We start from the raw sequence: 21,609 nt of genomic DNA on the forward strand, positions 1-21,609 counted from the left end.
TAAATCATGAAACTCAGCAGCCCCTCATTTGGCGTCTTCATAATATCAGTTGTTCTGTTCGCACTGGTCATTGTTGTCAGATATCTCGGCATTGCCATACCGGTTATCTCTGGGAACACGTTTGAAATACTGCTTGTCGCCTATGTGGCGATGCTGGTTGGGGTTCTTTTCACCAGAATCTGACGTGATCTAGCCGGTTTGTGTTCCGCCAACCGTAATCGCGTCAATGCGTAAAGTGGGTTGACCAACGCCAACCGGTACCCATTGACCGGCCTTGCCACACGTTCCCATACCCCGGTCCAACTGCAGATCATTGCCAATCATGGACACGCGCCGCATGGCATCGGGACCATTGCCAATCAGCATGGCACCCTTCACCGGAGTGCCGATTTTGCCGTTTTTGACGCGGTAGGCCTCGGTGCAGGAAAAAACGAATTTGCCGGAAGTGATATCCACCTGTCCGCCACCAAAAGAGACGGCATAAATCCCGTCTTTCAATGATCCGACGATGTCTTCCGGTGCATCATTGCCGCCCAGCATGTAGGTATTTGTCATGCGGGGCATGGGCACGTGAGCATAGGACTGACGACGTCCATTGCCTGTGGCTGCAACACCCATCAGCCGGGCATTCTGACGATCCTGCATGTAGCCAACCAGCTTGCCATCCTCGATCAGAACTGTGTTCGAGGTCGGCGTGCCTTCATCATCCACGGTCAACGATCCACGCCTTGCGGCAATCGTTCCATCGTCGACAATGGTCACGCCTTTGGATGCAACTTGTTCACCCATCAGGCTTGCAAAAGCGGATGTGCCCTTGCGGTTGAAATCGCCTTCCAGGCCATGCCCGACAGCTTCATGCAACAAAATTCCAGGCCAGCCCGGGCCTAGTACAACATCCATCTCGCCCGCTGGCGCAGCTTCCGCGCCCAGATTGACGCGCGCCTGCCGTATAGCTTCATCAACACCGGCTTTCCACGCTGTCTCTGTGACGAACGCGTCAAATCCATCGCGCCCGCCAAACCCGTAGGAGCCGGTTTCCTGCCGTGCTCCGTCCTTGGCAATGACAGATACGTTGAACCGCAGCATAGGGCGAATGTCTTCAACCAGATGACCATCAGCACGTAGAATTCTTACGATCTGCCAGCTGGCCGCCAGGCTTGCCGAGACCTGCGCAATGTCGGCGCCGATATCTCTGGCATAGGCGTCAACGGCTTCCAGCAATGCAATTTTCTGGCTGTATTCAGGTGATGTCAGAGGATTTTCGTCGCTGTAGAGTTTGGCATTTGTGCCCATCGGCGCATCAGAATAGGTGCCCGAATAGCCTTTACCAACGGCACTGACGGCGTTGACAGCCCGACTCAATGCGGCGTCAGACAATTCACTGGAATGGGAATACCCCACAGCCTCGCCACAGACACTGCGCAGCCCAAACCCCTGGTCCACATCAAAGGTGGCGCTTTTCAACCGACCATTATCGAAGCTGAGGCTTTCCTGCTGGCGGTACTCGGCGAACAACTCGCCATCATCAGAATTTACCAGAGCATCGGCAACGCGTTGTTTGGTGTTGGCGGATGAAAGGTCCAGCCCTTCAAAAAAATCATCGGGTTTGGAACTTGTCATTACGGCAGGGAATCATAGCCGGCGCTGAAGCCGGACAGGGAAATAGGAATGCCGATGCCGGCTTCCGGTGTTTCAAACACGATGAAAGTGGCCTGTTGCCCGCGCCGTAATTTGTTCAGCAACACATCTTCCATAATAACTTCTGCAAGGCAGCCCTCGGCAACGCAACGCACAAAACCAGCTCGACCAACATCTTCATTATCGATTTTCAGGCCAAGGCCGGATGGCAGCAGGACACCGAGCGGCGTAATGACGCGCAGCAATTTTGCTTTGCCGTCAGCGGTTTTCAAAACAATGACGCTGAGTCCGACATTGGGGCGATCTTCCGCAGCGACATATTGCATCAATGCGCATTGTTGCCCTTGAGCCCCGGGAGGCGTTTCACACCGCATGGTCCAGTCAACAAAAGGTGTTTGTGACTGCTGCGCGTTTGCAGGAAGTGACGCAAACGACAAGGCGCTTAAAAACACAAAAGCGGAAAACGCTCGGAAAGAAATCTGCATGGGAACCCGATCTCGATTAACCAAAGTTGTAACGTCCCTAGCAGAGCATGGCACGCTGTCAAGCAATGCAGCGGTGAAGCTTGTTGTTCACTCCCGATTTCAGCGCAAATCCAACGTTTCTTACACGAATTTAATGCGCTGGAAGGGCAATCAGCGCCGGAAGCTGCTGCCCTGTGTGGATGTCTCCGAAATCGGGCGATAATCTGTCACAGGTACAATTTAATGGATTGCCCTATTATTTAAGAGGCAGCAGTGAACGGGGCTGGCTTGATCCGACGCCGCAAAAATAATATTCATGTTTTTGAATGTTTGTGTGTGTGGTGGCGAAAAGTAGCAACGTTTGGACGTAAGTTCCTCTCGACACAGCTTGGTAAGCCTCGTATATGATGGCGGAAATATGGAACAGATTTTGTGCTTTTTGTGCCCCTGAGGATGGATCATCGCCGGACACTGGGGTACTTAGTTGAAACGGAGTCGCTTTTGCAGTGGCACCATACACAAATTCAAACTGGCAAAAGGTTGTCATTATGATGAAGTTGAAGCGCAGTGCGTCCGCGCTTTCGGAATTTTCAAAGCGGCCCGCAACTGTCCTTTTTGGTGGCGCAGCCGCCTCACTCGGGCTCGGTAGTGTCGCTTTTGCTGCCCAACCGACCCCTTGGCAGATAAGCTTTCAGGAAGCCGCCGCTCCGGTGATGGAGCAGATTAACTCATTCAACACATTCACTTTGTGGATCGTCACTCCGATTGTGTTGTTTGTGTTGGGGCTTCTGATCATTTGCGCGGTTCGGTTTAATTCAAAAGCCAATCCGACCCCGTCGAAGACGACTCACAACTCCATGATCGAGATTGTCTGGACCGTAGCACCGGTATTGATTCTGGTCGTGATGGCTGTTCCGTCCTTCCGTCTGCTCTACAATCAGCTTGAAATTCCAGAAGCCCATATGACGATCAAGGCGACCGGATATCAGTGGTATTGGGGTTATGAATATCCCGACAATGATGACATCTCCTTTGATTCCTACATGCTGCAGGAAGACGAACTTGGTCCGGATGATCCAAGGCTTCTGGCTGTCGACAACGAGATCGTCGTGCCCGTTGGCAAGGTAGTTCGTGTTCAGGTGACAGCAGCGGATGTTTTGCATTCGTTTGCCATGCCTTCCATGGGCCTGAAGATGGATGCAGTTCCCGGTCGGTTGAACGAAACTTGGTTTGAAGCCGAACGTGAGGGCATTTATTACGGTCAGTGCTCTGAGCTTTGCGGCGTTCTTCATGCCTTCATGCCAATCGCGATCCGCGTTGTCAGCGATGAACAATTCGCGCAATGGGCCCAGATGGCTGTTGAAGATGTGGAAGGTGCCAATGAAATGCTGGCAGGCCTTCTGGATGAGCAACGCAAACTGGCTCAGCGCTAGGTCTTAAAGGCGCTGGCAGCCAGCGCCGATGAAATTGAAATGGGCCCGATAGGGCAGCCGGGATATAGAATTTTGAACCCTGAGTTCAGAACCGGTAGATGCAGATAGGAGATTTGGACAAATGGCAGGCACCGCAGCACATGCAGACGCCCACGGCCACCCGACAGGTTGGCGCCGCTACGTCTATTCAACAAACCACAAAGATATCGGTACTCTGTATCTGATCTTTGCTATTTTCTCGGGCATTTTCGGCGGTGCACTCTCCGTAGCGATGCGCATGGAATTGCAAGAGCCGGGCATGCAGATCTTTGGTGATCCACATATGTATAATGTGTTCACCACCGGCCACGGACTGATCATGATTTTCTTCATGGTGATGCCCGCATTGATCGGCGGATTTGCCAACTGGTTTGTGCCGATCATGATTGGTGCGCCCGATATGGCCTTCCCAAGAATGAACAATATTTCATTCTGGCTGCTGCCACCGGCGCTGATCCTGCTGATCATTTCAATGTTTGTTGAGGGGCCTCCAGGCTCCAACGGTGTTGGCGGTGGTTGGACGATTTATCCGCCATTGTCGACCTCGGGACAGCCAGGTCCTGCCATGGACCTTGCAATCCTGTCGCTGCACCTTGCCGGTGCATCATCCATCCTGGGTGCAATCAACTTCATCACAACGATCTTCAATATGCGTGCCCCTGGCATGACATTGCACAAGATGCCGCTGTTTGCCTGGTCTGTATTGATCACTGCATTCCTGCTGTTGCTGTCTCTGCCAGTGCTGGCCGGTGCCATCACCATGCTGCTGACAGACCGAAATTTCGGGACATCCTTCTTTGCGCCTGAAGGCGGTGGTGATCCGATCCTTTTCCAGCATCTTTTCTGGTTTTTCGGACATCCTGAAGTTTATATCCTGATCTTGCCGGGTTTTGGGATTGTCAGCCACGTTATCTCGACCTTCTCCAAAAAGCCGATCTTCGGATATCTTGGAATGGCTTACGCGATGGTTGCCATTGGTGTTGTCGGATTTATCGTGTGGGCACACCACATGTTTACAGTCGGCATGGACGTGGACACCCAAGCGTATTTCGTGTTTGCAACAATGGTGATCGCGGTGCCGACAGGCGTCAAGATTTTCTCGTGGATTGCAACCATGTGGGGCGGATCCATCGAATTCCGGACACCAATGCTGTGGGCAGTCGGGTTTATCTTCCTGTTCACTGTTGGTGGCGTTACCGGCGTCCAGCTTGCCAATGCAGGCCTCGACCGGTCAATGCATGACACTTATTTTGTGGTCGCTCATTTCCACTATGTGCTGTCGCTGGGTGCGGTGTTTGCAATCTTTGCCGCCTGGTATTACTGGTTCCCGAAAATGTCGGGTCTGATGTACAACGAAGCCATTGGTAAACTGCATTTCTACGTCACGTTCATTTCGGTGAATCTGATTTTCTTCCCGCAACATTTCCTCGGAATGGCAGGCATGCCGCGCCGCTATGTTGATTATCCCGACGCGATGGCTGGCTGGAACTATGTATCCTCCATCGGGTCCTATATTTCGGCGTTTGCGGTGTTGATTTTCATCTATGGCATCTATGAAGCCTTCTCGAAAAAGCGGGTCGCGGCTGCCAATCCATGGGGTGAAGGTGCAACGACGCTGGAATGGCAATTGCCGTCTCCACCGCCTTTCCATCAGTGGGAAAAACTGCCGCGCATCAAATAGAAGCGCCGGGCCATTGAATGAAACTGCGCTGCCGGCCTTTCGTGAGAACAGGCTGGCAGTTTGCTTAGAAGACCAACGTAACAAACCAACCAACTGAACCGGGCAAACATGTCGACAGCGGAAATCGAGGCACGAACAGAATTGCAGGCACTCGCTGGTGCTACTGCTGAGCACCGCATTTCTCAGGCGGAGCCGCGAGATTTTTTTGCGCTGATGAAGCCCGGCGTGATGCGTCTTGTGGTCTTCACAGCTCTTGTTGGGCTTGTCAGCGCAGCGGCAACATCGGGTACCATGCTTTTGGGGCCGGCCACGGGCGCCATTGCTCTGTTTTGTATCGCGATTGGTGGCGGCGCATCCGGCGCGCTGAATATGTGGTATGAAGCTGATCTTGACCGGATGATGAAGCGGACAGCCAACCGTCCGATTCCCGCAGGTCGCGTATCCGCTGATGAAGCACTGGCCTTTGGCCTTATCATGGCAGTGTTGTCAGTGATGGTACTGGGGCTGGTGTCGAACTGGTTCGCTGCCGGGCTGCTGGCTTTCACAATTTTCTTCTATGCGGTCGTTTACACCATCTGGCTGAAACGCTCTACGCAGCAGAACATCGTCATTGGCGGTGCTGCAGGCGCATTGCCGCCGGTTGTGGCATGGGCCGCAATGACCGGTTCTGTGGGCATTGAGGCTTTTGTACTGTTTCTCATTATCTTCATGTGGACACCACCACATTTCTGGGCACTGGCGCTGTTTGCCAGCAAGGACTACGCTCGGGCAGGCATTCCCATGATGCCCGTCGTGTCAGGTGATGCCTATACCCGCAAACAGATCCTGATCTACGCGGTGCTGTTGGTACCGGTCGCCATGGCACCATGGTTTCTTGGCTTTGGCGGACTGGTCTATGGCGCAACCACTGCAGCGCTAAGCCTGGGTTTTGTCTTCTATGCCATTGGCGTGTACCGCGACAAAAATACCGACAACAGCAACCGTGCAGCCAAGCGGCTGTTTGCCTATTCCATCCTGTATCTGTTTGCATTGTTTGGCGTGCTTCTTCTGGAAGCCGTCATCAAACTTGCACTGTGAGGCCAACCATGGACGAACCAAATACGATAGATGACGGCCTAGAACTGTCTCCCGAAGACAAGAAACGGCGCAACAGACGATCCGTCGCAATTGCCCTTGGACTTATTTTTCTGGTAGCTCTGTTCTACGTAATGACAATTTTCAAATTTGGCCCAGAGCTGATGAATAAACCACTTTAACAAGGTTCCTGATTGATGCAGAGCATGCAAGCAGAGCAAGCGGAAGAAAAACGTCAGAAACGGCAACGCCTTACAGCTGCTGCCTGTGTCGTCTTTTTATCAGCCATGATCGGCATGTCCTACGCAGCTGTTCCGCTTTACGAATTGTTCTGCAAGGTCACGGGTTACGGTGGCACCACACAGGTGGCTGAAGCTGAATCCGATCGCGTAATTGATCGACAGATCACCATCCGCTTTGATGCAAATATTGCTGCAGGCCTTCCCTGGAAGTTCAAGCCAACCGAGCGCCAGATGGTGTTGCAGGTTGGTGAAACGGGACATGCTGCCTACGGATTTTCCAATCTGGCAGAAACCCGGACCATTGGCACCTCCACATTCAATGTGACGCCGCAATCTGCCGGAGCCTATTTCAACAAGCTGGAGTGTTTCTGCTTTACCGAACAAGTGCTCGCTGCTGGTGAAAGCGTTGAAATGCCGGTTGTCTTCTTCATTGATCCGGCAATTGCAGATGATCCGGAGTTGGATTCGGTTAGAACAATAACTCTATCCTACACCTTTTTCCCGGTTGAAGGCGGCGTCGAACCTGTCGCAAATCTGGATAAAGATACCAAAGACGAAATCCCTGAAAAGCTTTAGGGCAGAAATCAAAAAGCTCTATGAGCGAACGAAAAATCGCGCTATTGAAGCGCTAGCAAAAGACGAGAAAGACCGGGGAACAACATGGCTGACACACACGCCAACAATCATGACTACCACCTTGTAGACCCAAGCCCATGGCCATTTGTTGGCTCAGCATCCGCTTTGGCACTGGCTTTGGGAGCCGTTGGCTATTTTCATGATGCTTCGGCTTTGTGGATGTTGCCAGGATTTTTGGGCGTGATCTACACGATGATCGCCTGGTGGCGCGATGTCATCAAGGAGAGTCACGAAGGTCACCATACCAAAGTGGTTCAGTTACATTTGCGCTATGGCATGATTTTGTTCATCGCCTCTGAAGTGATGTTCTTCGTGGCCTGGTTCTGGGCGTTCTTCGATGCAAGCTTGTTTGCTGGCGAAGTGCAGCAGGTTGCTCGTGTCGAGCACACTGGTGGAATCTGGCCGCCAGTTGGCATTGAAGTGTTCGATCCCTGGCATCTGCCGTTGCTGAACACTTTGATCCTGTTGACATCCGGTACAACTGTTACCTGGGCGCACCATGCGCTGCTGCACAATGATCGCAATGGTCTCAAGTGGGGCTTGATCCTCACCGTGATTCTGGGCGCGCTGTTTTCTGTGGTTCAGGTCTATGAGTACGCACACGCGGCCTTCGCTTTCTCCGACAGCATTTATGGTTCAACCTTCTACATGACAACCGGCTTCCATGGCTTCCATGTGTTGATTGGCACCATCTTCCTCATTGTCTGTCTGGTGCGAGCGCTGCAGGGCGATTTTACACCTGAGAAACATTTCGGCTTTGAGGCTGCTGCCTGGTACTGGCACTTTGTGGATGTGGTGTGGCTGTTCCTGTTTGCTGCAATCTACATCTGGGGATCAGTCGGCGCGACGATTCACTAAAACATGAAATGGTTTGGAACATTGGCGCGCCCGGTAAGCCGGGTGCGCCTTTTTTGTGTCTTCCTCTTACGGAGCGTTTTGCATTGACCGATATGGATGACCTGATGCGCTATCCTGTCCTGACTGTTGGTCAGACAGGCCTGAAGGGGAAATGTCCCAGATGTGGTCAGGGCCGCCTCTTTTCCGGCTTTTTAACAACTGCCGATCAATGCGAACGCTGTGATCTGGATTTTGCATTCATCGATAGCGGCGACGGTCCTGCAGTCTTCGTCATATTCATTGTCGGGTTTCTGGCTGTTGTCGGTGTGCTGATGACAGAAGTGATGTTCACGCCACCTATCTGGCTCAACATGATGATCTGGATGCCACTCACCCTGTTTCTCTGTTTGATATTCCTGCGCCCGTTGAAGGGCCTGCTGATTGCACAACAATACAAACGCAAGGCTGCTGAAGGCACCCTGCAGGATGGCGACAGGTCCCAAAATGTCGAGTGAAGCAACCGTATTAGCGCCTCTCTGGCGCAGCCTGTTATGGCCGGGAATTGTGTCGGCTATTGCGCTGATCGTTCTGCTGTCACTTGGCACCTGGCAAGTGCAACGCATGCACTGGAAAGAAGATCTTATTTCCAGTGTGACCGCCAGACTGGCATCAGAACCGGCTGTTTTGCCTCCGCCCGCTGAGTGGTCAGCGCTTGATCCTGACAGCTATCAGTATCGGCGTATTGCAGTGACCGGGCGTTATCTGCATGCTCATGAGCAGCGCGCTTACATGGTCGTCAGCAGTCCCAAAGGCGGGCCATTGGGCGGGCAGGGCCACTGGGTCATGACGCCCCTTGAGCTGGCTGACGGCGCGGTGGTCTGGATAAATCGTGGCTTTGTTCCGCTCCATCTTGCTGATCAGGACATCACGACAGGTCAGACAGAAATTGTCACTCTGAAGGGTCTGATGCGGCCACCTGAGAAAGCTGGCTTTGCAACACCCGGCAATGAATCCGGATTTGACGGCAAGCTTTGGTTCGTGCGTGATCCGGCGGCGATGACACTGCAAACGTCACTCGAGAGCGGCGCTGTTGTAGCCCCCTTCTTTGTCGACCTGGAAGCTGGCAACGGACCTGCTCTGCCGCAGGCAGGTGAAACCACAATTGCCTTCAGCAACCGACATTTGGGCTATGTGCTTACGTGGTACGGAATTGCTCTGACACTTATTGGCGTATTTGTAGCCTTTGCGGCTCGGGAATACCGAAAGGGTCAGACCCCGAACTGAATTGAACCCTCGGAACACGTCCGAGGGCGATGGACTACATGAAAATTCAAAGGGCCATGGTTACGAAAATCAACCCGGCACGTCATCCTCGGATTTGTTTCAAGGATCCATATATGCCGTCGCATTCTATCAGGACGCACACTTGAAACTGGTGCCTTAACAATTTTTGGGTAACGCCGGTGGCGCTAACTCAGAGTTGCCCCATAATAGCAGCAGCACCAGAAAGAATTGCCTGACCGCCAACTTCTTCCAAATTGAATTGGGTTACCACACCGTTTTCGACAATCATCGAATAGCGCTGTGATCGTGTTCCCATGCCAACAACGGCAACATCCATATCCAACCCGATTGCCCGTGTGAAATCGGCATTGCCATCGGAAAGGAACAGGATTTTTCCTTTGCCCCCGGTTGCTTTTGCCCACGCGTCCATGACGTGCGGATCATTGACAGAGATCACCGCCACTTCATCAACGCCTTTGGATTTGATTGTATCCAGATGCTCCAGATAGCCCGGCAGATGATCAGCATGGCAGGTCGGCGTAAAGGCGCCCGGCACACCGAACAGAACAACCTTGCGATTGGAAAAGATGTCGTCAGTCGAAAGTCTGTCTATTTCACTACCGGCTTTTACAAAAAAATGGGCAAAAGGAAGTGTATCGCCAACGGAAATTGTCATATGCGTATCTTTCATGGAAGGATATGGGAGGGCACTTGGAAACTATCTAGGGCGCAAACAGCCCACCTGCAATCCGGCGTGCTGTTATTCCGGCTCTATAAGGGTAAATTCCTGCTCAAAAGATCCGTCGGTACCGACCATGGTCAGCCGCATTGCAGCGCCCCAAGGTTCTTTCCCGATCGGTGTGCCATCAAGTGGAAGTTGCCAAATATCAAGCTGCTCTGTGTCATTTGCGGGCAGCTTCTCCGGCAGGGAAAGGAACCATGTGTCGGGTCCTTCTATGAAAACATCCTTGATGAGCAATTTTGATGGCACCGAGATGGTCACAATCGGAGTCGTGCCCGCACGTTCAGTGATTTTGATTTCCGATTGTTGCGCCTCAACAGCTTTCATTGGAACAGTATCCGTTGCAGCGGTGAGAATGGTTTTTGCTGCCTCAGTCGCCACAAAAATTGGTGGCAGCTTCAGTGAAAAATGTTCCGTCACAGGAATGCAGACTTCCCTGCATATGCCCAGAACAATATCCAGTTGCAGGTTGGTGGGTTGTCCAGCACCTTCCAATTCGATCTCAATGGGGAACACAACCCGGTGCTTGTAACCGACCGATTGCCCATACTCATCTGTAAAACGCTGCGGGGCCGGAAACAGCAATTGCGTACTGGCAACATTTTGAGCGTCTGACCAGTCAAAGCTAGGTGGAATCCCTGAATCTCCTGGAAAACGCCAATAGGTTTTCCAATCCTCATCCAGCTCGATTTCCAGCCCCGCCAAGATGCTTCCAGTCATTGGGTCTCCGGTTGCCAGGAGACGCGCTTTCGCATTCGGTAACTCTACCCATTGCCCTTCAAACGCGTGAGAGGGAAGGGTCAGGCTCAAGCTACCCGTCAGGACAGCCACGAAATACAAGGCAAAGTTTTTAGCTTTTTTGATCATAGCTGTTTTTAACCTCTATTTATCGCCTCGGGAATGCTTGTCTGCGCCTCCGGCGATCATATCTACGTGATGTGAACAGCTTGCCCTGTATAGTAAGGGCAGGTCGCTATGTGCCATACTGTTGTTGAAACATGCGTACAGGAAGTCAGATCGTGCCCAAAAAATTGGATTCAAGTGCACAGCCGGGAATTGCTGGCACCAGTCAGGGCTGGTTGATTGGCTCCTGTCTTATTGCAATGCCTGCAATGACAGATCCCCGTTTCAATAGAACCATCATTTTCCTGTGCAGCCATGATGAAGAGGGTGCCATGGGATTGGTCGTGAACAGACCACACCAGAATATCGATTTTCAGACTCTGTGTGAGAAACTTAAATTGTCCGTTCCGGAAGAATCACTTGATCCTGATTTGAATGAAATTCCTGTTCTGGCAGGTGGTCCGGTGGAGATCGGACGTGGCTTCGTGTTGCACCGGATTACAGACGGGTATTCCGGATCACTTCAAATAGCTGATGATCTGGCACTGTGTGCGACCATGGAAGCGATACAGGGTATGGCCGCAGGCGTTGGCCCGCTGGATGCGCGCATCGCGCTTGGCTACGCAGGCTGGGGTGCAGGCCAGTTGGAAGAAGAGATCAGAGAAAACTCCTGGCTTGTCTGCGACGCCGATGTTCAGATGATATTGAAAACCCCTCCGGAAGATATCTATCCATTGGCGCTGAAAAGGCTTGGCGTTGATCTGGGAGCGCTTGTCAGTACAACCGGCCGCGCCTGACTTTCAATTAAATCTGATCCAACAAACGGCTAACAGGGTTTAGCTTGTTGTATAAGAGGTGCTGCGGAACAGCATTTCTTCGGCTTCGCTGGCTTTCATCGGTTGACCGAACAGGAAGCCCTGCGCGTATTCGCATTCCTGATCAGTCAGTTCGACCACATCGCTTTCATTCTCTGCGCCTTCTGCAATCACATCCATATCAAGGTCATGGGCGAGCGCAATAATGGAACGCAGAATCACCAATTGGCTTTCCTGTCCATTTTGACGCACGAAGGATTTGTCGATTTTCAGCGTGTCGAACGGGAATCGTTGCAAATAGGAGAGGGATGAATATCCCGTGCCGAAATCATCCAGAGCAAGACCTGTCCCCAGATCACGAAGGCGCTCCAGAACCTGGGCCGCATATTCCGGGTTTTCCATAACCAGAGATTCTGTGATTTCCAGCTTCAGACTGCCCGGATGAACTGGCGAACGCAGGAACACCGATTTCACATCATTGATCAAGTCCTGCCGGAAAATCTGGCGGCTGGAAACGTTGACATTCATGAATAATGGCGTGCGGATGCGCGGCGATTGCTGCCATTCGGCCAATTGCTGGGTTGCTTCTTCAAGGGCAAACAGGCCGATATCGGCAATCAGATTGCTTTCCTCGGCGATCGGTATGAACTCTGCTGGTGCCAGCATACCAAGTTCTGGATGCTCCCAACGCATTAAGGCTTCAAACCCGGCAATCGAGCGATCTTCTAACTTGATGATCGGCTGATAGTAGAGGACGAGTTCCTCACGCTCCAGTGCCTGACGCAATCTGGAGGCGATTTCCAGTCGACTGCCAGCCGCATCGCCGCTGACTTCGGAAAAGACGCTTATTTCATTGCCGCCCTTGCGCTTGGCATCATACAGCGCTGTTTCCGATTGGCGCAGCAGATCTTCTGCACTGATCTGCTCTTCTTCGAAATGGGCGATGCCGATCGACGCAGACAGGAAAACCTCCTCATCACCAATCGGTATGGCAGACTTTAATGTGCGCAGGATTGCTGTGGCAATATTTTCGACCTTTGCCGTGTCTTCTTCGGAAATCAGCATCATGGCGAACTGATCACCGCCAATGCGTGCCACCGTGTCCTGAGGCCGCGTCATACGGGACAGACGTCTTGAGACCGCCAGCAGAACAGAATCGCCGATGGCCAGGCCGAAATTGTCATTGATGTCACTGAACTGATCGATGTCGATAATGATCACCGATGGGTAGCCTGCATCATCCACTTCTGAACGGGTGAGAGCCGTTTGCAGCCGGTCAATAAACAGTTCCCGGTTCGGCAATCCTGTCAGATTATCATGCACGGCGTCATGCATGAGCCGTTCCTGCGCAATCTTTTGCTCAGTGATGTCTGTCAACGTGCCGACGCATCGAACAACCTCACCGTCTGAGCCGATGACAGGGCGCGCCCGCAGGGAGAACCAGTGAAAATCATCATTTTTGGAGCGCAGGCGGAAATCCTGCACAATGCGCCCGCGCCGTTGCACCAGAACAGTATCCAGCATCAAGCGGAAACGGTCGCGATCTGATTCGTGAATAAACTCCAGCCAATCGCGCGCATGGCTTTCCAAAGTGCCGCGGCGCAGGCCAAGCTTCTGCTCCACTTCGGGGCTGACAATCATGCGATCCCGCATAACATCCCAGTCCCAGATCATATCGCCCGATCCGGTCAGCGCCAGCGCGCGCCGCTGCTGGTCGCCAAGATCACCCGTGATCACGGTTCCGCCTGAGAAGGCGTGTTGCATGAGGGTAAAGCCGATCAGCAGCACAATAAGCACCATGCCGCCCGCCAAGGCAGGTTGAACGATGTCGTTGTCCAGCACACCCAACACGCAGAGGGTGGCCGCGGTGAGCCAGAACAGCAGCAATATCCAGGTGGGGATGATCATCACGGCGCGGTCGTAGCCCATCCAGCTCATCCACCCGATCAGCCCCATGCCGCCAATGACTGTGAGGCCAAATACAATCCTGGCAACGCCAGCACCGAAGCTCGGCTCGATCATGGCTATGGCGACAACCACCGCCATAATAAGCAACACGCTCATCACCGCTATGCGGTAGGTCGTATTCCAGCGATCAAGGTTGAGATACGTGTAGATGAACACCACCAGGCTGGCTGACAGGAATATCTCGGATGCCGCTCGATGAATTTGATTCTGACTCGCAGTCAGATCAAAAAATTCATTCCAGAACCCAAAATCAATACAAACATAGATCAGCACCCCCCAGGCCAGACCGGCAGCAGCCGGGAACATGGCGGTTCCCTTGACGACAAAAATGATCGTCAGGAATACGGCCAGAAGGCCTGCAATCCCAATCACCAGACCCCTGTAGAGGGTGTAATTATTCACACTGTCGCGGTAGGTATCTGCTTCCCATAGCTCAAGCTTGGGAAGTCGCTCATCCTGAAGTTCGACGATGAAAGTGACAACGGCCCCTGGGTCCAATGTGATGAGAAATACATCAGACTCCTTGCTGGGCACCCGTTCAGGCGCAAAGCCTTCACTGGGGGTAATATTGGTAATCCGCGTTCTTCCAAGATCGGGTGTGAACAGGCCCGATCCGGGCAGCCAGTAATGTGGCGCTACAAGCAGGCGGTCAATTTGCTGGTTTCCCGTATTGGCGAGCGCAAATACGGCCCAGTTGGAGGCTATATCCGGATCACGTGCCTGCACTTCAATGCGTCGGATGATGCCGTCAGGACCGGGTGCTGTCGAAACCTGTAGCCGTGCTCCTGCATCTGTGTACATTTCCAGCGCTGCACGCAAATCCAGGGTGCGCCCATCCAGCGGAACGCTGACAGCTTCAACAGCGTAAGCAGGTGCACCGAAGGAAAGCACCAACAGCACAGTCACCCAAAAGGCGACCAGACCCGGTATGATGTCACGGATGGAACGCAACTCGTGTTTCTCCAAAGCAGTTGGATACTCAATACTAAACCAGTCAAGCTTTGGAACATGCTGAACGCAACGTCCGCCCCGAAATCGGGCCAGCCAGGCTTGATGCCTTCTTAGTATTGAGTTCGAACCCCGGACACAAGGTGTCAGAAGTCCGTTTTGTCTAGTTAGGAGGCAATTATGGTCCATTTTTAATCAAATGAAACAGGCGGAAATCAAAAAACCGTGCGCAGCGGTCAGGCCGCGTTATCAATGTCTTTCTTCAAAACAGCAAAAAGCACGTGGTCCTGCCAGCGACCGTCTATGCATAAATACTCTCTCGCATAGCCTTCGCGTTGAAAGCCAAGGCTCTGCAGAAGCAGAATCGAGCGCTGATTATCCGGAATGCAGGCCGCTTCCACCCGGTGTAAACCCAATGAATTAAACGCAAATGGTAAAGTGGACCGGACTGCGGCTGACATATAGCCCTGGCCAGCAAATGCCTCTCCCATCCAGTAACCCAGGCTCGCGGCCTGAGTAACCCCGCGCCGGATGTTTGACAGGTTCAACCCTCCGACCAGCTGCTCGTCCTGCTTACGGAAAATAAAAAGGGCATGGGCCAAACCATCGCGATTTTCCTGTTGATAGCGGCGAATGCGGCGGCGAAAGGCATTGCGGGTTAAATCATCAGACGCCCAACTTGGCTCCCACGGTTTGAGAAAATCGCGGCTGGCCGATCGAAGTTCTGCCCACATGGCATAATCGGCAACCTGCGGCGGACGAAGAAATATATCCTCGCCGGCCTTGGTGCCACCGCGTGCTGTCTCCTGTGTCTGGACACGTGTGGTGTTGTGCAAAAAGGCAAATGTCATGCCGAGCCGCCGATTGAGAACTATTTCCGTCTAAGATGCCCGGAAATGCGTTCCGTTGAAAGCACTGTTTCCACCCCGTCAATCGGACCGATCGAGGCCAGGGTGGGCACTGTGTCTGTGAAAATGGACTGACCAAGATCCCGAAGGTCTGTTGGTGTTATGGCATCAACCTTGGCAACCAGCTCGTTCAGATCAATGACCCTGCCAAAGACAAGCATCTGGCGTGCAATCTGCGCAGCCCGGGCTGACGGGCTTTCAAGGCTCATCAACAGGCTGGACCGGACCTGAGCGCGGGCGCGTTTCACTTCATTTTCGGAAATTTCGTCACAAGCCCGCAGCAGCTCATCCAGCACCACTGGCACAAGTTCAGGAATATCTTCCCGTCCTGTCGCAGCGTGAATGCCAAACAGGCCTGTATCGGAAAAGCCCCAGTGAAACGCATAGATAGAATAACAAAGCCCTCTGGACTCGCGCACCTCCTGAAACAGGCGTGAAGCCATGCCTCCGCCAAGCACACTTGCCAGAAGCTGGGTGCCGTAGAACTGATCATCCTGGTATGAATGGCCCTCAAAGCCCATCAGAAGCTGCGCCTCCATAAGGTCCTTTGACTGAATGAACTGGCCGCCCGTATAGCTGGCTTGTTGATGATCATTGACAGAAACATCCGGTTTGACGAGGACCCCGAATGCGTCTTCCGTCTGACGTACAAATTTATCATGATCCACTGCGCCAGCTGCAGAAATGACCATATCAGCCGGCTGATACTGGCAATGAAGGAACTGCTTCAAATCCCCGGTCGAAAATCCCTCAACCGTTTTTGCCGTTCCCAGAATCGTGCGTCCGATGGACTGGCCTTGAAAGGCTATGTCCTGAAAGGCGTCGAACACCAGATCTTCCGGATTGTCGAGCGTTGCCCCGATTTCCTGCAAAATGACATGCTGTTCTCGCCGTAACTCGTCATCGTCAAATCGGGCATTGAGGAGAATGTCACTGAGAATATCCAGAGCCAGCGGCACATCTTCCTTCAGTACCCTGGCATAATAGGAGGTGTTTTCCACGCTGGTCGCAGCATTGAGGTCTCCGCCAACGGCTTCAATTTCTTCCGCAATGGCGCGCGCAGTCCGTTTTTTGGTGCCCTTGAAAGCCATATGTTCAAGCAAATGGGAAATGCCATGCTGCTGGCTTGTCTCATTGCGGGATCCAGATCGGACCCACACCCCAAGGGATGCACTTTCCAGATGTGGCATGGCGTGGGTCACCACAGTCATCCCGTTACTCAAGATCGTATGCTCAACGCTCATCGATCACCTGACTTAAAACTCACGGCACCCCTCCCAAGGCTTACTATTTGTCGGAAGCCCTTGCATGGGCAGAAATGAAGTTTTCCACGCTCTGTAAGTCATTAGCAAGAGCTTGTTGGCGTTCTGGACGAGACATGAGATCACCTTGCCATGCTGGCAGGGCAGGGCGCAGCCCACAGGCGGCCTCAACAGCATCCGGAAATTTTGCCGGATGTGCAGTACCCAAGGTAACCATCGGCGTGTTGGTTTTGTGTCTTTGTTGGGCCGCAAACAGGCCAATGGCCGTATGCGGATCAAGCAGATAGCTGCTTCCTTCCAGAAAATCATGGATGGTTTGCGCAGTTTCCGCCTGTGTGGTGCGGGCCGCGTCAAAGTCTGTCGCAATGAAATCCCTGGCTTCCTGTGCAAGTGTGAATGATCCGGATTGACCAAGGCCAGCCATTAACCGGCCAACGGTCGCTCCGTCCTGACCGTTGGCTTCAAACAGCAGACGTTCGAAATTTGAGGACACCTGAATGTCCATCGAAGGAGCTGTGGTCTCTGTAACACCCGTCACTTCATAGCGCCCGGTTTCCAGAGTGCGGACCAGAATGTCATTCACATTGGTGGCAATCAGAAGCCGCTCAATGGGAAGGCCCATTTTCTTGGCAACAAACCCGGCAAGAATGTCACCGAAATTCCCCGTTGGCACGGAAAAGGAAATACCACGATCCGGCCCACCCAGCGACAGGGCTGACGTGAAATAATACACCACCTGCGCCAGAATCCGACCCCAATTGATGGAGTTAACGCCTGACAAACCAAGCTCATCCCTAAACTTCAAATCATTGAACATGGCTTTGACCAGTGCCTGGCAATCGTCAAAATTACCTTCAATGGCCAATGCATGAACATTCGCATCTGCGACCGTAGTCATCTGGCGTCGCTGCACGTCAGAGACGCGACCATAGGGGAACAGAATGAAGATGTCAGTATTATCCCGGCCGCGAAACGCTTCGATGGCAGCGCCGCCCGTATCGCCCGAAGTTGCGCCAATAATCGTGGCCCGTTGTCCACGCTTAGCCAAAGCATAATCCATGACACGGGCAAGCCATTGCATGGCCACATCCTTGAAGGCCAGGGTCGGTCCATGAAACAGCTCAAGCACAAAATCATTCGGACCAACCTGCACCAGTGGCGCAACAGCCGGATGGCGGAAGGACGCATAGGCGTCGCTTATGATTTTCTTTAAAATCGCGTCAGGAATTTCTCCATCCACAAAAGGTGACATAATGGCGAATGCCACATCTTCATAAGACTTGCCGCGAAGCGCCTTGATTTCGGCTGTCGAAAGTTTGGGCCAACTGGCGGGCATGTAAAGTCCGCCATCGCGGGCAAGACCCGTTAGAATGGCGTCCAGAAAACCAAGTTCAGGTGCTTCACCCCTGGTACTTACATATCGCACGAAATTCCGTCCTGTCGTGTTTTAAGTCTTGCCGTGGGCGGCTGCAATTGTCTTTCCTTATTGCGCCGCGGGCGAGCTTTATCAAGTTTCCGTTTAAGCGCCGACGCCGGACCAGCTTTTAAGCGCTTCAACCGTGGCTGGCACATCGCTCAGATTGTGGACGGTTGTTTCGGCTCCCGCATCCATCAGCTTTTCGGCGTGACCGGCATAAGAGTGCGAGGCGCCGACAAAGCCAATGACGCGCATACCTGCGGCAACGGCACCTTCGACACCATGACTGCTGTCTTCAATCACAATCGTCTGAGCAGGGGTGGATCCCAGAGTTTCTGCGGCATGTAAGAAGACATCGGGTGAGGGTTTGGGCAGCTTCTGCCGAACTTCCAGAGCGGAATAGATGTGTGGGCGAAAGCGATCAAGCAGATTGGTCAGTTTCAGGTTTTGCTCAAGTCTTGCAGTTGTGGAATTGGAACAAATGCAGCGGGCATCATCCATCGCATCCAACATGTCGTGCACGCCTGCGACCGCTTGCAGGGATTGTTGCAAAGCTGCGTCCAGCATTTCGTCTGATCGTTGCGCAAGATCATCGGGAAGTGGCTTTGCCAGTTCCTCTGCCACCTGCGCGAAAATAAGTTCAGCCGTCAGGCCACTGTAGCGCTGGGACAATTCGTCCAGCGTTATGTCCATTCCAAGGTCTTTTACGAGTTCAAGATTAACTTCGGAAGCGATGATTTCGGAATCCACAAGGACGCCGTCACAGTCAAAGATTATGAGCATGTATTGGTCTTTTAAATAAGGGGGTGGTGTCAGGCATCATCCTTACGGTCAAAGCCCACATAAATGATATAGTCGCGTTCATCGCCCGGATCCGGCACGGCAACATTCACGACGGTTACGAAATCAGGTGTTCTGTCAAAGTCAGAAATCTGCACTGAAATTGGCTGGATTTCTGAATAGAGCACCGATTCCTGGAATTTTACGACGGCAACACGAACAGGAACGGTGAGGGTATTTGAACTTGGGCTGCGCGGGCCAGCCAGAACGCGCCCGCTGATGCCGACGCGAATTTGCAACTGGCCATTTGCAATGCTGCATTCACGGGCAGTCTCGTCAATACGCGCCTGATGAATGAGTTTTTTGGGGTCGCCAGTGGCATCACCTTCAAAGACATTGAAACTTTCAGTGCCCTGCCGCAATTCAATCTTGGGGCAATAGACGGGGCCCGATTTGGAAAATTCACGCAGATCGACGACCGGCTTTTTGCTGATCGGATTAAGGCTGCTGACCGCATTGCAGCCGGAAAGAACCAGAAGCGCAAGGACAGGTAAAATCAGTTTTTGATACACAACAATGGCCGCATGAACTTAACAATTGAACGGAATTGCCATTCTATAACAGGTGAATTGTGGCTTGGCGAGGACGCAGGCAAAGATATCAGCCAAAGAAGTTGACCAAAGGATCGGGCAAAAATGCGACTTGTCATATCATCTCGCAGTGACTGCACAAAACTGCCATCAACCGTTTGTTAACCATAAAGCCTAACTCGGTCTTTACCCTGTTCAGCGCAGACTCTGCTTGCGTCATTGGAGTTTTGCGTTTTGACCCTTTCATCTGTTCTTGCCCGGGAGATCACCCCGGATTCGTCATCATCTGATCCAAAAGCCCAGCCGGAATGGCTGAACACCATCATCGCTGGTGATTGTGTGGCTGCCATGGAAAAGCTTCCAGCGGCATCGATCGATGTGATCTTTGCCGATCCTCCCTATAATCTGCAGTTGGAAGGCGATCTGCACCGACCCGATCAAAGCAAGGTCGATGCCGTTGATGATGCCTGGGACCAGTTTTCCTCATTTGAGGCCTATGACGCCTTTACCCGCGCTTGGTTGCTTGCAGCAAGGCGCGTGCTGAAACCCAATGGCACAATCTGGGTTATCGGCTCGTATCACAATATTTTTCGTGTGGGCGCATTGATGCAGGATCTGCGCTTCTGGATGCTCAATGATGTCATCTGGCGCAAGGCAAACCCGATGCCGAATTTCAGAGGCCGCCGTTTTACCAATGCTCATGAGACAATGATCTGGGCATCGCGGGATCAGGATGCCAAAAGTTACACGTTCAATTATGACGCCATGAAAATGCTGAATGACGGAACGCAGATGCGATCCGATTGGCACATCCCGATTTGCAATGGCTCAGAACGTCTGAAGAATGAAGATGGCCAAAAAGTTCATCCAACCCAGAAACCGGCAGCGCTTCTCCAGCGCGTTTTGCTGACCAGCACCAAGCCGGGTGACGTGGTTCTGGATCCGTTCTTTGGCACAGGCACCACTGGAGCCGTCGCGAAATCGCTGGGTCGTAATTTTGTTGGAATTGAACGTGATGCCAGCTATCGCAAAGCCGCTTTGGCCCGCATTGCAGCTGTCGTGCCAATCAGCGAAGAAGCTCTGGTTGTCAGCGAAGGAAAACGGGCCGCGCCGCGCATTCCATTTGGTCGCCTTCTTGAAGGCGGATTGTTATCAGCTGGTGAGCAAATGACCGATGCCAAGGGGCGTCATGCCGCTACAATACGAGTGGATGGTTCCCTGACCTGTGGCAGTCATGCAGGTTCCATTCACAAGGTTGGAGCGCTGGTTCAGGGCTTTGAAGCCTGCAATGGCTGGACCTATTGGTATGTGGAGCGGGACGGAAAACGTGTCTGTATTGATGAATTCCGCGAAGAAATTCGTGCAATGGCGGCCTGAAGCAAGGAGGGAAAATCCTTGGTTTATCTGGCGTTTGAAACATTTTCCTGAATCTGAATCAGAACATTAAGTCGGCAATTTAGGCGTTACCTGCCCGAATTGCCGATAGGCTTGTTCCGATATTCGCCTTGACCTTGCCGGTTTCATCGACCACATGAGCATAACCAGTTGGTCGGATGGCCGCTCTGTACACCGCGAAAGCTCTGCAGAGAGGAAAGTCCGGGCTCCACAGAAACACGGTGCCGGATAACGTCCGGCGAGAGAAATCTTAGGGAAAGTGCCACAGAAAACGAACCGCCTGCAGCTCTGTCAATTTATTTGATGTGGACTGAAGGTAAGGGTGAAAAGGTGAGGTAAGAGCTCACCGCAGGCTCTGGTAACAGACCTGGCATGGTAAACCCCACCGGGAGCAAAACCGAATAGGAATGGCGCGGGTCAAAGGGCAACTTTTGAACCAGGTTTGTTTCCGAACCAGTCATTCGGGTAGGTTGCATGAGGCCCCTGGCAACAGGTGTCCCAGATGAATGGTCATCACGCAGTGTGCTTGTCTTGCGGTATCACACCCTTGAACAGCGCAATGTGATACAGAACCCGGCTTATAGACCAACTGGTTTTTTCCCCAAGTGAAACA

21 protein-coding genes and 1 other RNA gene are annotated in these 21,609 nt (G+C 52.6%); 12 read left to right on the plus strand and 10 right to left on the minus strand.

The window, feature by feature from the left end; genetic code table 11:
• The first annotated feature begins 6 nt into the window (after positions 1–6).
• Positions 7–183 carry a hypothetical protein gene (locus tag RAL91_RS09620; RefSeq protein WP_306261730.1) on the plus strand — a complete coding sequence of 59 codons (177 nt, stop codon included), beginning with the start codon at positions 7–9 and terminating at the stop codon, positions 181–183.
• 6 nt (positions 184–189) lie between these two features.
• On the opposite strand, the gene tldD is transcribed toward RAL91_RS09620, so the two are convergent.
• Positions 190–1,620 carry a metalloprotease TldD gene (gene tldD, locus RAL91_RS09625; protein WP_306261732.1) on the minus strand — a complete coding sequence of 477 codons (1,431 nt, stop codon included), beginning with the start codon at positions 1,618–1,620 and terminating at the stop codon, positions 190–192.
• Positions 1,620–2,123, minus strand: coding sequence for an invasion associated locus B family protein (locus RAL91_RS09630; RefSeq protein ID WP_306261734.1), 504 nt, complete (start codon positions 2,121–2,123; stop codon positions 1,620–1,622). Before RAL91_RS09630 ends, tldD begins: the two co-directional genes overlap by 1 nt.
• A gap of 527 nt (positions 2,124–2,650) precedes the next feature.
• On the opposite strand from RAL91_RS09630, the gene coxB reads away from it, so the two are divergent.
• The 8 genes from coxB (at position 2,651) to RAL91_RS09670 (ending at position 9,328) form a co-directional block, all read left to right on the plus strand.
• Entirely contained in the window at positions 2,651–3,535 is an 885-nt protein-coding gene (gene coxB / locus RAL91_RS09635) for a cytochrome c oxidase subunit II (protein ID WP_306261736.1), read from the plus strand.
• Between the two features lie 121 nt (positions 3,536–3,656).
• Positions 3,657–5,255 carry a cytochrome c oxidase subunit I gene (gene ctaD, locus RAL91_RS09640; protein WP_306261738.1) on the plus strand — a complete coding sequence of 533 codons (1,599 nt, stop codon included), beginning with the start codon at positions 3,657–3,659 and terminating at the stop codon, positions 5,253–5,255.
• A gap of 108 nt (positions 5,256–5,363) precedes the next feature.
• Entirely contained in the window at positions 5,364–6,332 is a 969-nt protein-coding gene (locus RAL91_RS09645; RefSeq protein WP_306261740.1) for a heme o synthase, read from the plus strand.
• An 8-nt stretch (positions 6,333–6,340) separates the two neighbouring features.
• Positions 6,341–6,511, plus strand: a complete 171-nt coding sequence (locus RAL91_RS09650) for a hypothetical protein (RefSeq protein WP_306261742.1) — start codon at positions 6,341–6,343, stop codon at positions 6,509–6,511.
• A 15-nt stretch (positions 6,512–6,526) separates the two neighbouring features.
• A complete protein-coding gene (locus RAL91_RS09655; protein ID WP_306261744.1) occupies positions 6,527–7,147 on the plus strand; it encodes a cytochrome c oxidase assembly protein in 621 nt (206 codons plus the stop codon).
• Between the two features lie 84 nt (positions 7,148–7,231).
• Positions 7,232–8,065, plus strand: a complete 834-nt coding sequence (locus tag RAL91_RS09660; protein WP_306261745.1) for a cytochrome c oxidase subunit 3 — start codon at positions 7,232–7,234, stop codon at positions 8,063–8,065.
• Positions 8,066–8,157: 92 nt separating this feature from the next.
• On the plus strand, positions 8,158–8,559 hold the full coding sequence (locus RAL91_RS09665; protein ID WP_306262864.1) for a DUF983 domain-containing protein: 402 nt from the start codon (positions 8,158–8,160) through the stop codon (positions 8,557–8,559).
• Positions 8,549–9,328, plus strand: a complete 780-nt coding sequence (locus tag RAL91_RS09670) for an SURF1 family protein (RefSeq protein ID WP_306261747.1) — start codon at positions 8,549–8,551, stop codon at positions 9,326–9,328. The genes RAL91_RS09665 and RAL91_RS09670 overlap by 11 nt, the downstream gene beginning before the upstream one ends.
• Before the next feature lie 190 nt (positions 9,329–9,518).
• On the opposite strand, the gene RAL91_RS09675 is transcribed toward RAL91_RS09670, so the two are convergent.
• A complete protein-coding gene (locus RAL91_RS09675) occupies positions 9,519–10,004 on the minus strand; it encodes a peroxiredoxin (RefSeq protein ID WP_306261748.1) in 486 nt (161 codons plus the stop codon).
• Positions 10,005–10,088: 84 nt separating this feature from the next.
• Positions 10,089–10,937 (minus strand): protein-disulfide reductase DsbD domain-containing protein, encoded by an 849-nt coding sequence (locus tag RAL91_RS09680; protein WP_306261749.1) that lies wholly within the window; start codon positions 10,935–10,937, stop codon positions 10,089–10,091.
• 152 nt (positions 10,938–11,089) lie between these two features.
• Here RAL91_RS09680 and RAL91_RS09685 point away from each other — a divergent pair, with 152 nt between their 5' ends.
• On the plus strand, positions 11,090–11,710 hold the full coding sequence (locus RAL91_RS09685) for a YqgE/AlgH family protein (protein WP_306261750.1): 621 nt from the start codon (positions 11,090–11,092) through the stop codon (positions 11,708–11,710).
• A gap of 39 nt (positions 11,711–11,749) precedes the next feature.
• On the opposite strand, the gene RAL91_RS09690 is transcribed toward RAL91_RS09685, so the two are convergent.
• The 6 genes from RAL91_RS09690 to RAL91_RS09715 all read right to left on the minus strand — a co-directional run bounded on the left by RAL91_RS09690 (position 11,750) and on the right by RAL91_RS09715 (position 19,583).
• On the minus strand, positions 11,750–14,647 hold the full coding sequence (locus tag RAL91_RS09690; RefSeq protein ID WP_306261751.1) for an EAL domain-containing protein: 2,898 nt from the start codon (positions 14,645–14,647) through the stop codon (positions 11,750–11,752).
• A gap of 233 nt (positions 14,648–14,880) precedes the next feature.
• Positions 14,881–15,495, minus strand: a complete 615-nt coding sequence (locus tag RAL91_RS09695) for a GNAT family N-acetyltransferase (protein ID WP_306261752.1) — start codon at positions 15,493–15,495, stop codon at positions 14,881–14,883.
• 20 nt (positions 15,496–15,515) lie between these two features.
• Complete coding sequence (locus RAL91_RS09700) at positions 15,516–16,796, minus strand: pitrilysin family protein (RefSeq protein ID WP_306261753.1); 1,281 nt, start codon at positions 16,794–16,796, stop codon at positions 15,516–15,518.
• A 43-nt stretch (positions 16,797–16,839) separates the two neighbouring features.
• On the minus strand, positions 16,840–18,240 hold the full coding sequence (thrC, locus tag RAL91_RS09705; protein WP_306261754.1) for a threonine synthase: 1,401 nt from the start codon (positions 18,238–18,240) through the stop codon (positions 16,840–16,842).
• A 93-nt stretch (positions 18,241–18,333) separates the two neighbouring features.
• Entirely contained in the window at positions 18,334–19,014 is a 681-nt protein-coding gene (locus RAL91_RS09710) for an HAD family phosphatase (protein ID WP_306261755.1), read from the minus strand.
• A 29-nt stretch (positions 19,015–19,043) separates the two neighbouring features.
• Positions 19,044–19,583: a hypothetical protein gene (locus RAL91_RS09715; protein ID WP_306261757.1), complete on the minus strand. Its 540-nt coding sequence runs from the start codon at positions 19,581–19,583 to the stop codon at positions 19,044–19,046.
• A 282-nt stretch (positions 19,584–19,865) separates the two neighbouring features.
• Here RAL91_RS09715 and RAL91_RS09720 point away from each other — a divergent pair, with 282 nt between their 5' ends.
• Positions 19,866–20,978, plus strand: coding sequence for a site-specific DNA-methyltransferase (locus tag RAL91_RS09720; protein WP_306262866.1), 1,113 nt, complete (start codon positions 19,866–19,868; stop codon positions 20,976–20,978).
• A gap of 164 nt (positions 20,979–21,142) precedes the next feature.
• An RNA gene (gene rnpB, locus RAL91_RS09725) (RNase P RNA component class A) lies at positions 21,143–21,593 on the plus strand.
• The last annotated feature ends 16 nt before the right edge of the window (positions 21,594–21,609 follow it).

The organism is Pararhizobium sp. IMCC21322 (assembly GCF_030758295.1).
In the GTDB taxonomy this organism is placed as follows: Bacteria; Pseudomonadota; Alphaproteobacteria; order Rhizobiales.

What these genes read in the sequence shown, in the direction of transcription:
- RAL91_RS09630 (WP_306261734.1), bottom strand. Translation starts at nt 2,123, where the DNA reads ATGCAGATTTCTTTCCGAGCGTTTTCCGCTTTTGTGTTTTTAAGCGCC.
- ctaD (WP_306261738.1), top strand. Translation starts at nt 3,657, where the DNA reads ATGGCAGGCACCGCAGCACATGCAGACGCCCACGGCCACCCGACAGGT.
- RAL91_RS09645 (WP_306261740.1), top strand. Translation starts at nt 5,364, where the DNA reads ATGTCGACAGCGGAAATCGAGGCACGAACAGAATTGCAGGCACTCGCT.
- RAL91_RS09695 (WP_306261752.1), bottom strand. Translation starts at nt 15,495, where the DNA reads ATGACATTTGCCTTTTTGCACAACACCACACGTGTCCAGACACAGGAG.
- RAL91_RS09650 (WP_306261742.1), top strand. Translation starts at nt 6,341, where the DNA reads ATGGACGAACCAAATACGATAGATGACGGCCTAGAACTGTCTCCCGAA.
- RAL91_RS09660 (WP_306261745.1), top strand. Translation starts at nt 7,232, where the DNA reads ATGGCTGACACACACGCCAACAATCATGACTACCACCTTGTAGACCCA.
- RAL91_RS09710 (WP_306261755.1), bottom strand. Translation starts at nt 19,014, where the DNA reads ATGCTCATAATCTTTGACTGTGACGGCGTCCTTGTGGATTCCGAAATC.
- RAL91_RS09700 (WP_306261753.1), bottom strand. Translation starts at nt 16,796, where the DNA reads ATGAGCGTTGAGCATACGATCTTGAGTAACGGGATGACTGTGGTGACC.
- RAL91_RS09665 (WP_306262864.1), top strand. Translation starts at nt 8,158, where the DNA reads ATGGATGACCTGATGCGCTATCCTGTCCTGACTGTTGGTCAGACAGGC.
- tldD (WP_306261732.1), bottom strand. Translation starts at nt 1,620, where the DNA reads ATGACAAGTTCCAAACCCGATGATTTTTTTGAAGGGCTGGACCTTTCA.
- RAL91_RS09675 (WP_306261748.1), bottom strand. Translation starts at nt 10,004, where the DNA reads ATGACAATTTCCGTTGGCGATACACTTCCTTTTGCCCATTTTTTTGTA.
- RAL91_RS09680 (WP_306261749.1), bottom strand. Translation starts at nt 10,937, where the DNA reads ATGATCAAAAAAGCTAAAAACTTTGCCTTGTATTTCGTGGCTGTCCTG.
- RAL91_RS09670 (WP_306261747.1), top strand. Translation starts at nt 8,549, where the DNA reads ATGTCGAGTGAAGCAACCGTATTAGCGCCTCTCTGGCGCAGCCTGTTA.
- RAL91_RS09655 (WP_306261744.1), top strand. Translation starts at nt 6,527, where the DNA reads ATGCAGAGCATGCAAGCAGAGCAAGCGGAAGAAAAACGTCAGAAACGG.
- RAL91_RS09620 (WP_306261730.1), top strand. Translation starts at nt 7, where the DNA reads ATGAAACTCAGCAGCCCCTCATTTGGCGTCTTCATAATATCAGTTGTT.
- coxB (WP_306261736.1), top strand. Translation starts at nt 2,651, where the DNA reads ATGATGAAGTTGAAGCGCAGTGCGTCCGCGCTTTCGGAATTTTCAAAG.